The organism is Paenibacillus sp. 598K, from assembly GCF_003851045.1.
Taxonomy (GTDB): Bacteria; Bacillota; Bacilli; order Paenibacillales; family Paenibacillaceae; genus Paenibacillus_D.
Window position 1 is genome coordinate 23,046 of record NZ_BFBX01000064.1, and the last position, 450, is coordinate 23,495.

General features: G+C 63.8%; 1 pseudogene. It reads left to right on the forward strand.

Going from position 1 to position 450, the window contains the following annotated elements:
- Positions 1–131: 131 nt before the first annotated feature.
- A pseudogene (locus PA598K_RS18480) lies at positions 132–450 on the forward strand (YjhG/YagF family D-xylonate dehydratase); the annotation flags it as partial.

Here is a 450-nt window from a genome sequence, read left to right on the forward strand (position 1 = left end):
CGCCGTTCGGCGGCATGAAGCAATCGAGCTCCCACTCCCGCGAGCAAGGGCAGGCGGCGATCGAGTTCTTCACGTCCATCAAGACCGTATTCATCAAACCGTAAGCCAGCGACCGGAGAGGATGGAACAGCATGAAGAACGGACTGACTAACATCATGGGCGATAGCCGCGAAGAATACTTCGCGGTGACGACCCATGCGCCAGGCCCGAGCGGCAAGCTGCCGCTGACGCACGAGATGCTGACGGAGGCGCCGAGCGGCGATCTGTTCGGGTTGTCGCAGAACGTCGGCATGGGCTGGGATCCGAACAAGCTGCTGGGCAGACAGGTGCTCATCCTCGGCACGCAGGGCGGTATCCGCGACGAGGACGGGCAGCCGGTGGCGCTCGGCTATCATACCGGACATTGGGAGGTCGGCCTGCTGATGCAGGCGGCCGCTCGCGAGATCAGCG